Consider the following 10,231-nt stretch of genomic DNA (forward strand, 5'->3'; position numbering starts at 1 on the left):
AAAAGAGAAACCTTCCGATACGTAGTACGTACTACGTATCGGAAGGTTTCTCTTTTGCTTAAGAAAAGCCACCTCACGACCCGCTGACTTTTTGTACTTTTGTGTAAATACTTCGTCAGCCGTGTCCAATACCGAAAACACTGAGTTAATAACCCCCGATCTCGATAATATCTATTTAGCTGCCGAACGGCTTCAGGGCGTGGCAGTGCATACGCCTTTACAGGAAAATCTTAACCTTTCTGACCGCTACGGTGCCAATATCTACCTCAAGCGGGAAGACTTGCAGGTTGTTCGATCCTATAAAATTCGGGGGGCCTATAATAAAATGGCAAGCCTGCCTGCTGAGGCCCTGGCCAAAGGTGTGGTATGCGCCAGTGCTGGTAACCATGCGCAGGGTGTCGCTTACGCTTGCCGGAAAATGAGCGTAAAAGGCACCATTTTTATGCCAACTACTACGCCAAATCAGAAAGTAAAACAGGTAAAACTATTCGGAAAAGAATTTGTGGAAGTTGTCCTGACCGGCGATACGTTCGACGATGCCTTTTATGCAGCCATTGAATTTGTTCAGACCCACGACAGTACGTTTGTTCACCCATTCGATGATTTGCAGGTTATGGAAGGCCAGGGAACAGTTGGGCTGGAGATTTTTAAAGACTCCAACGTCAAGATCGATTACCTGCTCATGGCCATCGGCGGAGGGGGACTTGCCGCAGGCGTTTCTACAGTTTTCAAGCAACTAAGCCCTAAAACTAAATTAATTGGCGTTGAGCCCCTTGGCTCTCCGTCCATGAAAGTTTCCATTGACCAAGGGCACGTAGTAGCACTCGACAAGATCGATAAATTTGTGGATGGAGCGGCCGTCAAACGCCCGGGCGACACTACGTTTGAAGTCTGTCGCCGAAACCTCGACCGTGTTCTGCTCATTCCCGAAGGAAAAGTTTGTACAACCATTTTGAAACTGTACGACGAAGACGCCATTGTAGCCGAACCCGCCGGAGCCTTAACGATTGCCGCACTGGACCTGCTCAAAGACGAAATTAAGGGCAGGAACGTAGTATGTCTGGTTAGTGGTGGCAACAACGACATTACCCGTACGGAGGAAATCAAAGAGCGTTCGTTGCTCTACGAAGGGCTGAAACATTATTTCATTATTCGCTTTCCACAACGCGCTGGCGCTTTCCGTGACTTCCTTAACGTACTAGGTCCCAACGACGACATCAGCCGCTTCGAATACGCAAAAAAAACAAACCGCGAAACGGGACCAGCAGTAGTAGGTATCGAGCTGAAAAACCGGGAAGATTTCGAGCCACTCATCCAGCGAATGAACGATCAAAGCATCGTGTATGAATACCTCAACGACCAACCTGACTTGTTTCAGTTTTTAGTTTAATCAGGCTATGCTACGTGTTCCGTCATCCATCGAACCTAACCAGTTTCAGTCGTTGAGCATTCAGCGGCCAGACGCTTCGAAGATGACATTTGTGGCTTACCGTAGCGACGTATATCCTGAACGTAACGAAGTTTTTTTTGAGGAACATGCGGTGATTGTCGTCCTGGAAGGCGAGAAGAAATTCAGCTCGCCCACACAGGAATTGCATGTACATAAAGGCGACATTTTATTCTTTCAGCGGGGCTGCTATTCAATGAACGAATCGATTGATAACAACTACCGAAGCCTGGTATTTTTCGTTAACGAGAAAATGTTAAAAGAGTTTGTCAGCCAACACCTTGCGCTGTTTCAAACCGCCTTCACTACGTTACCAACTGACCTTATTCTATCGCTCTCTTCATCGCCTACGTTTACTACGTTTATCAATTCGCTATTACCGTATTTTGGTGCCAGAACCCCTTTCCTGAACGAGTTACTACGGTTAAAATTCCAGGAATTGCTACTGCATCTGCTTGAACTCGATACATCGGGACAGTTACGTTCCATTCTGCTGCATATATATCAGGGCCAGAAAACCGACCTCGATTATCTGATGAGCACGTACTTACTCAAACCGTTGTCGATGAGTGAGTTGGCAAGAATATCAGGAAGAAGCTTATCAGCCTTCAAGCGTGACTTTGAAAACCATTTTCATACCGCTCCTGGCCATTGGATTCGTCGGAAGCGACTTGAGCATGCTCATTTTCTGCTTCGAAATACAGACAAGAACGTATCGGAGGTAAGCATGGAAATTGGCTACGAAAGCGTATCCCATTTCATTAAAGCCTACAAACAGCAATACGGTTTTACACCCAAGCGGTTCAATTGGACCAAAATCGCTATTTAGTGGACGAATCGCGAGATAGGTGATTCAGAAAGATTTATCAATTTTGTAAACTCATCTCTCGCTCCAAGCGACACGAAGAAAACCTAACAGAAACTAGTTACCTAACCGCTATGAGTACCCCAAAGACCCTGTTCGATAAAGTATGGGATGCGCATGTTGTCCGGCACGTAGAAGACGGCCCCGATGTGTTGTTTATCGATCGGCATTTTATCCATGAAGTAACCAGCCCAGTGGCGTTTCTTGGCCTTGAAAGCCGTAACGCACCCGTTATGTTTTCGGGCCGTACGTTCGCAACCGCCGATCACAACACGCCAACGCTAAACCAGCATTTGCCCGTGGCCGATCCGCTATCAGCTAACCAGTTGGCGGCTCTGGAACGTAACGCGACCAAATATGGCATTTCTCATTGGGGGCTGGGTCACATCAAAAATGGGATTGTACACGTAGTAGGTCCAGAAAATGGCATTACGTTACCCGGTATGACCATCGTTTGTGGCGATTCGCACACTTCCACGCATGGAGCGTTCGGTGCTATTGCTTTCGGAATCGGTACGTCGGAAGTTGAAATGGTACTGGCAACGCAGTGCATCATGCAGCCTAAACCGAAGAAAATGCGGATCAGCGTGAACGGTACGTTAAGCAAAGGCGTACTGCCAAAAGACGTAATCCTGTACATTATTTCGCAGATTTCAGCGAGTGGCGCAACGGGCTATTTCGTCGAATATGCGGGCGACGTATTTGAGAGCATGAGCATGGAAGGCCGCATGACGGTCTGCAACATGAGTATCGAAATGGGTGCGCGTGGTGGCATGATTGCTCCCGACCAAACAACCTTAAACTACCTGAATGGTCGTGAACTGGCTCCCAAAGGTGAACAGTGGGATAAACTGGTTCCGTATTGGGAATCGCTCAAAACCGACGAAGGTGCTACGTTCGACGTTGACCTGACGTTCGAGGCAGCCAATATTGAACCGCAAATTACGTACGGTACCAACCCCGGTTTGGGCACGGGCGTAACGCATCATATTCCTGTAGCGGGAACTGTAAAGGACGGTGCCGCCAGCTACAAAAAATCCTTGCAGTACATGGGCTTTTCTGAAAACGAATCCATGATTGGTAAACCCATCGATTTTGTCTTTTTGGGAAGCTGCACCAATGGTCGTATTGAAGATTTCCGCGCTTTTGCTTCTATTGTGAAAGGGCGGAAAAAGGCGGATAACGTAACGGCCTGGCTCGTACCGGGTTCGCATATCGTAGAAGCACAGATTAAAGAAGAAGGCATTCTCGATATTCTGAACGAAGCGGGCTTCTCGCTACGTCAGCCCGGTTGCTCAGCCTGTCTGGCCATGAATGAAGACAAGATTCCGGCGGGCAAATACGCCGTTTCAACCTCAAACCGGAACTTCGAAGGCCGTCAGGGACCGGGTGCCCGCACGTTGCTGGCAAGTCCTTTAGTAGCAGCAGCTGCCGCCGTTACTGGCGTAGTAACCGACCCAAGAGAATTTTTATAGTGATAAGTGATGAACGATGACCGGGCCGCCGGTGCGGTGATAAATAGCTGCGCAAGTGCAGCAAACCTCTCATCGTTCATCACTTATCGTTTATCACTCAAAAACAATGGCATACGACAAATTCACTATACTACGTAGCACGGCCGTTCCCATGCCGATCGAGAACGTCGATACTGATCAGATTATTCCTGCCCGTTTCCTGAAAGCGACTGAACGTAAAGGGTTCGGTGATAACCTTTTCCGTGACTGGCGGTACAATAACGATGATACGCCCAAAGCTGATTTTATACTAAATAACCCGACTTATTCGGGCAAGATTCTGGTTGGCGGTAAAAACTTCGGCAGCGGTTCAAGCCGCGAACACGCTGCGTGGGCGATTTACGACTATGGCTTCCGTTGCGTCGTTTCTAGCTTCTTTGCTGATATTTTCAAGAATAACTGCCTGAACGTCGGTATTTTACCTGTAACGGTTAGCCCCGAATTTGCGGAAAAAATCTTCGCGGCTCTTGAAGCCGACCCACAGGCTGAACTGGAGGTAAATCTGCCCGAACAGACCATTACGTTGCTGACCACTGGCGAGAGCGAAGGTTTCACGATCAATGGCTACAAAAAGCATAACCTCATCAATGGATATGATGACATCGATTACCTGCTATCGATGAAGACCGAAATTGAATCCTTTGCCGAAACGAGACCTTTTTAGTTTTGAGTGACTGAATGATTGAATACAAGTTCGAGCAAACTTATTCAATCATTCAGTCACTCAATCATTCAAAGATGAAACGTCGTTATATTGAAATTATGGATACGACACTTCGCGATGGAGAGCAAACCAGCGGAGTGTCGTTTTCTGCGTCTGAAAAATTAGCTTTGGCCCAGTTGCTATTGACTGAAGTCAAAGTAGACCGGGTTGAGGTTGCTTCTGCACGGGTCTCGGCCGGCGAATTAGAGGCCGTACAGCAGATTACGAATTGGGCAGCCAGTGCCGGATTGCTCGATAAAGTTGAAGTTCTGACGTTTGTAGACGGACAAGCTTCGCTCGACTGGATGCAGGCGTCAGGTGCCAAAGTGATGAACCTGCTCACCAAAGGTTCGCTCAACCACCTGACCCACCAACTTAAGAAAAAGCCTCAGGAGCATTTCGATGACATTCAGCGGCTCATTACCAAAGCACAGCAGGCTGATCTACAAGTAAATATCTACCTGGAAGATTGGAGTAATGGAATGCGAAACTCGCCTGGCTACGTGCTTCAGTTTCTGAATTTTCTGCAAACGCAGCCAGTTCGTCGAATTCTGTTGCCAGATACGCTGGGTGTTCTGACTCCTTCCGAAACGTACGAATTTGTTGGTCAGTTAGTCAGTCGATACCCCGAACTTCATTTCGATTTTCACGCTCATAACGACTATGATCTCAGCATCGCCAACGTAATGGAAGCGATTCGGGCGGGCGCTCACGGCATACACCTGACCGTCAATGGTTTAGGCGAACGGGCGGGTAATGCGCCCATGGCCAGTGCTATCGCGGTACTACGTGATTTCATGCCAGATGTTAAAACTGGAGTCGTTGAAAAATCACTCTATCAGGTTAGCAAGATTGTTGAAACCTTCTCAGGGCTTCGGATTCCGGATAATAAACCCGTTGTTGGCGACAATGTGTTTACGCAGACCGCGGGTATCCACGCCGACGGCGATAAGAAAAACAATCTGTATTTCAATACGTTACTCCCCGAGCGCTTCGGTCGGAAACGAAGCTATGCGCTCGGCAAGACATCGGGAAAAGCCAATATCGAGAATAACCTTCGGGAATTAGGTATTCAGTTATCCGAAAGCGACCTCAAAAAAGTGACGCAGCGCGTTATCGAATTGGGTGATCAAAAGGAAGTCGTTACACGCGAAGACCTCCCCTACGTTATTTCGGACGTATTGAATACCAATGCCATAGCTTCACGGGTAGAGGTGCTTAACTACGTACTGACGCACTCAAAAGATCTTAAGCCTTCGGCTACCCTACGGGTACGAATTGACGAAGAGCAATTTGAGGAAAACGCCCAGGGCGATGGTCAGTATGACGCCTTCATGAATGCGCTTAAAAAGATTTACGGTAAAAAGAAACTAACCCTGCCCGTATTGACTGATTACGCTGTCCGAATTCCGACAGGTGGCCATACTGATGCGCTTTGTGAAACTATTATCACCTGGAAATATAAAAATCGCGAGTTTAAAACTCGGGGACTCGATTCTGATCAGACTGTATCAGCCATTAAGGCCACTCAGAAAATGCTTAATACTTTGGATTATGCCCATACCGCTTGATGGACGCTAAAATCGAATTTGGCATTTATAGCGATTCGTTTAATAAATTCGTGCTTCGTAATTCTAGAAATTAGCATTGAATTGGGTTTAATTTATCCACAAGCAATATGAGCCAAGCGAAACAAACGGCAGAAAAAGTAGAGTATAATGGGTCAGATAATCTGGCCATAATGAGCCATGCAGTCAATTACAACGGAGGCCTTTATAAATGGGTTTCCCGTGATATTCGGCCTGGTGAAGCCGTTTTAGATTTTGGTGCCGGTAATGGAGAATATGCCAATCGGTTTCCTTTGGGCAGCGTCGACGCTGCCGAAATTGATCCAGATCTTCTGCCTTTGATCAAACAGCCAGTTTACACAGATATTAGCCAGCTCAACAAAAAATATGATTTAATCTATACGATCAACGTATTGGAGCACATCGAGCATCACGGTGACATTGTGAAAGAGCTATTTGACAAGCTTAAGCCTGGCGGACGTATTAAAGTCTTTGTTCCAGCCCGTCAGGAAATTTTCAGCAATATGGACGAACACGTCGGTCATTACCGGCGCTACGATAAGAAGTTAGTCCGGCAGATTCTGGAAGATGCAGGTTTTCGCGTCACTGACTGCCGATACTACGATTTTGCCGGTTATTTCATTTCGCTGGTTTATAAATGGATGGGTAAAGACGGGCGAATTACCAAAGATTCCGTAATTTTTTATGACCGGGTTATCTTCCCAGTGAGTCGCCTGTTTGATAAACTAACGACCGGCCATGTGATTGGTAAGAACGTAATTGCTGAAGCCGTACGACCAAAGTAAGCCTATATAATCTTGTTTACATTCCTTTTAGTTAAATAGCTCGCAGAATGAATGAGAAAGGTGCGACAACATTCCTTCACTCATTCATTCTTTTGTTTAAAAACATGAAAAAACACATTCTTGTCGTCCCTGGCGATGGTATCGGGGCCGAAGTGACCACCGTTGGTAAGCAAGTTCTGGAAGTAATTGCTCAGAAATTTGGACATGAATTCACGTACGATGAAGCCCTGATGGGACACGTCGCCATCGAAGCGACAGGCTCCCCGCTGCCCGACGAAACATTAAGTAAAATGAGGGCTGCCGATGCTGTTCTATTCGGCGCAGTAGGCCATCCAAAATACGATAACGACCCCTCTGCAAAAGTAAGACCCGAACAAGGCCTTTTAAAAATGCGCAAAGAATTGGGGCTATACGCCAATTTACGCCCAATTAAGCTATTTGATGAACTGCTGGACGCATCAAGCATCAAGCCAGAAATCCTTCGTGGAGCAGACATTTTGTTCTTCCGCGAACTAACTGGCGATGTTTATTTCGGCAAACGTGAACGTATCGACGAAGGCAATACGGCTTATGATACAATGATTTACAGCAAGTATGAAGTTGAACGTATCGTTCGGAAAGCTTTCGAAGCAGCCCGCACACGTAGTAAAAAGCTGTGCTCGGTTGACAAAGCGAACGTACTGGAAAGCAGCCGTCTATGGCGTGAGGTTGTGCAGAGCATTGCGCCTGAGTACCCAGACGTAACCGTTGAGCATCAATTTATTGATGCAGCTGCTATGCTGCTTATAAAAGATCCCAAGCGTTTTGACGTAGTAGTGACAGGCAATCTATTTGGCGATATCTTAACTGATGAGGCTAGTCAGATCGCAGGCTCTATGGGCATGTTAGCTTCGGCTTCGGTTGGCGATAGCACTGGTGTTTACGAACCCATCCACGGCTCTGCCCATGATATTACAGGTAAGGGGTTAGCGAATCCGTTGGCATCTGTACTTTCAGTAGCGTTATTACTAGACATTTCATTTGGAATGAAAGCAGAAAGTGAGTCAGTAATTAACGCCGTTGATACCGTATTGAAAGAAGGGTTCCGTACCCGGGATATCGCTAATAGTAATACACCTGCCGAAAAAATATTAGGCACTGAAGCGATGGGTAGACAGATAGTGCAAAGATTAACGGCTTAGCTAATACCATATTTATAGCGAACTATTTTATTTTCGTTCTTGCAAACTTTTTAAAAACAACTATTTTTGTAGCGTATTTACGCAACCAGCGAAATTTCGCAAACATTAGAATGATCAGCTTCTTACTATATCGACTTCAAATTTTAGATACGCTATAGAAACAGGCAGAGGATATATGTGAACGAAAGGCCCTTTTTCCTCTTGAAAAGGGCCTTTTTTACAATAATCAAATCTATACCAATTCAATTAATATCAGATCATGAGCCAACGAGTTTATATTTTCGATACGACCTTGCGTGACGGTGAACAGGTGCCAGGCTGCCAATTAACCACCGAAGAAAAAATCGTAGTTGCTAAAGAATTAGAAAGGCTAGGAGTTGATATTATCGAAGCAGGTTTTCCCATCTCGAGTCCAGGTGATTTCCGGTCTGTCGTTGAAATTTCGAAGGCCGTCACTGAGCCCACAATCTGCGCATTGAGCCGTGCCGTAAAAGGAGACATCGATGCTGCAGGAGAAGCCTTGAAATGGGCAAAGCGAGGACGTATTCATACAGGTATCGGTTCATCCGACATTCATATTCGTAATAAATTCAATAGTACTCGAGAACAGATTCTGGAACAGGCTGTTGCTGCCGTCAAACATGCTAAAACGTATGTAGAAGACGTAGAATTTTATGCTGAAGATGCAGGTCGGGCCGACTTAGCCTTTCTCGCGCAGTTGACAGAAGCTGTAATAAACGCGGGAGCCACTGTTGTTAACGTTCCTGATACAACAGGCTACTGCTTACCTGAGGAATACGGCAGAAAGATCGCGTATATCTATGAACACGTTTCCAACGTTCATAAAGCTACAATTTCAATACATTGCCATAATGACCTAGGCTTGGCAACCGCTAACACGTTAGCAGGTGTTATGAACGGTGCTCGTCAGGTAGAAGTAACAATGAATGGCATAGGAGAGCGAGCTGGTAATACGTCGCTTGAGGAGGTGGTAATGGCAATAAAGGTGAAAAAGGAATTGGGACTATACACCAATATTGACTCCACTCGCCTATTCCCGGTTAGTAATTTGGTTTCGCAAATGATGAGAATGCCTGTTCAGGCTAACAAAGCTATTGTAGGACGTAACGCTTTCGCTCATTCATCAGGTATCCATCAGGATGGTTTTTTGAAACATTCTGAGAACTATGAAATAATGAATCCCCAAGACGTTGGTGTTCCAAAATCATCGATTGTGCTTACTGCTCGGTCGGGTCGTCATGCTCTTAAACATCGACTCGAATTACTCGGATTTCGGTACGATAAACCAACGCTTGACGGAATATATACTCGCTTCCTGGATATGGCAGACATCCGCAAAGAAGTGAATGATAAAGATTTGATGGAACTTGTCCGATAACCTAAAGCCCGTTTGAAACGGGCTTTTTTTATTAACAGGAAGAACAAAGCCTAAATACAAGCTGTTTCGAATCCAAAAAGATAAAGTACCACAAATTTATTCGTATCACTATGGCCCGTCCTAGTATTGAACTGATAGATGCGCTACGCCGAACCGCACAAAATCTTAAAAACGGAGCTCCTTATCAATGGGGTCACATGGGTGGCTGTAATTGTGGTAATTTGGTTCAGGAGATAACAAAACTTAACAAAGAACAAATTCACCGTTACGCCATGCAACGGCATGGAGACTGGAGTGAACAAGCTGAAGATTATTGCTCTACCAGCCAAATGCCAATTGATGTTTTAATCAATGAGATGCTTCGGGCAGGTTTAACTATAGAAGATTTAAAACATCTAGAGCGATTGGATGATCGACAAATTCTGTTGCATCTGCCCATAAATAAGCGGCATCTAAAACACAACGTTCGTGAAGATGTGATAACCTATATGCTTATCTGGGCTAATTTATTGGAAGATCAATTACTAGACAAAATAGCGTTACCTAATCTTGAGCTAACTGCATGGGTAGAATAACCCGGGTCTGAGGCTACAAAAAAAGGGATGTTCCCCGTGTGGAGAACATCCCAGCTAACTCAAAGGTGGCGCCTTCCTACTCTCCCGCTTGTGACAGCAGTACCATCGGCAGTACGGGGCTTAACGGCTCTGTTCGAAAAGGGAGAGGTGTTCACCCGCCTTCACAGCACCAA

9 protein-coding genes are annotated in these 10,231 nt (G+C 45.9%); all 9 read left to right on the forward strand.

What is annotated here, in order from left to right; translation table 11 throughout:
• The first annotated feature begins 121 nt into the window (after positions 1-121).
• Positions 122-1,390: a threonine ammonia-lyase IlvA gene (gene ilvA, locus ACOJS8_RS16530; protein WP_420149648.1), complete on the forward strand. Its 1,269-nt coding sequence runs from the start codon at positions 122-124 to the stop codon at positions 1,388-1,390.
• Positions 1,391-1,397: 7 nt separating this feature from the next.
• On the forward strand, positions 1,398-2,276 hold the full coding sequence (locus tag ACOJS8_RS16535; protein ID WP_420149649.1) for a helix-turn-helix transcriptional regulator: 879 nt from the start codon (positions 1,398-1,400) through the stop codon (positions 2,274-2,276).
• A gap of 110 nt (positions 2,277-2,386) precedes the next feature.
• Positions 2,387-3,787 (forward strand): 3-isopropylmalate dehydratase large subunit, encoded by a 1,401-nt coding sequence (gene leuC, locus ACOJS8_RS16540; RefSeq protein ID WP_420149650.1) that lies wholly within the window; start codon positions 2,387-2,389, stop codon positions 3,785-3,787.
• Between the two features lie 106 nt (positions 3,788-3,893).
• Positions 3,894-4,490 (forward strand): 3-isopropylmalate dehydratase small subunit, encoded by a 597-nt coding sequence (leuD, locus tag ACOJS8_RS16545; RefSeq protein ID WP_420149651.1) that lies wholly within the window; start codon positions 3,894-3,896, stop codon positions 4,488-4,490.
• A 74-nt stretch (positions 4,491-4,564) separates the two neighbouring features.
• Positions 4,565-6,100 carry an alpha-isopropylmalate synthase regulatory domain-containing protein gene (locus ACOJS8_RS16550; protein WP_420149652.1) on the forward strand — a complete coding sequence of 512 codons (1,536 nt, stop codon included), beginning with the start codon at positions 4,565-4,567 and terminating at the stop codon, positions 6,098-6,100.
• A gap of 107 nt (positions 6,101-6,207) precedes the next feature.
• The gene (locus ACOJS8_RS16555) at positions 6,208-6,903 is read left to right on the forward strand and encodes a class I SAM-dependent methyltransferase (RefSeq protein WP_420149653.1); all 696 of its coding nucleotides are present in this window, start codon (positions 6,208-6,210) and stop codon (positions 6,901-6,903) included.
• Between the two features lie 104 nt (positions 6,904-7,007).
• Complete coding sequence (gene leuB, locus ACOJS8_RS16560) at positions 7,008-8,084, forward strand: 3-isopropylmalate dehydrogenase (RefSeq protein WP_420149654.1); 1,077 nt, start codon at positions 7,008-7,010, stop codon at positions 8,082-8,084.
• A gap of 259 nt (positions 8,085-8,343) precedes the next feature.
• Complete coding sequence (locus tag ACOJS8_RS16565; RefSeq protein WP_420149655.1) at positions 8,344-9,483, forward strand: 2-isopropylmalate synthase; 1,140 nt, start codon at positions 8,344-8,346, stop codon at positions 9,481-9,483.
• Between the two features lie 110 nt (positions 9,484-9,593).
• Positions 9,594-10,058: a hypothetical protein gene (locus ACOJS8_RS16570; protein ID WP_420149656.1), complete on the forward strand. Its 465-nt coding sequence runs from the start codon at positions 9,594-9,596 to the stop codon at positions 10,056-10,058.
• The last annotated feature ends 173 nt before the right edge of the window (positions 10,059-10,231 follow it).

It is taken from the genome of Spirosoma sp., assembly GCF_048594605.1.
In the GTDB taxonomy this organism is placed as follows: domain Bacteria; phylum Bacteroidota; class Bacteroidia; order Cytophagales; family Spirosomataceae; genus Spirosoma.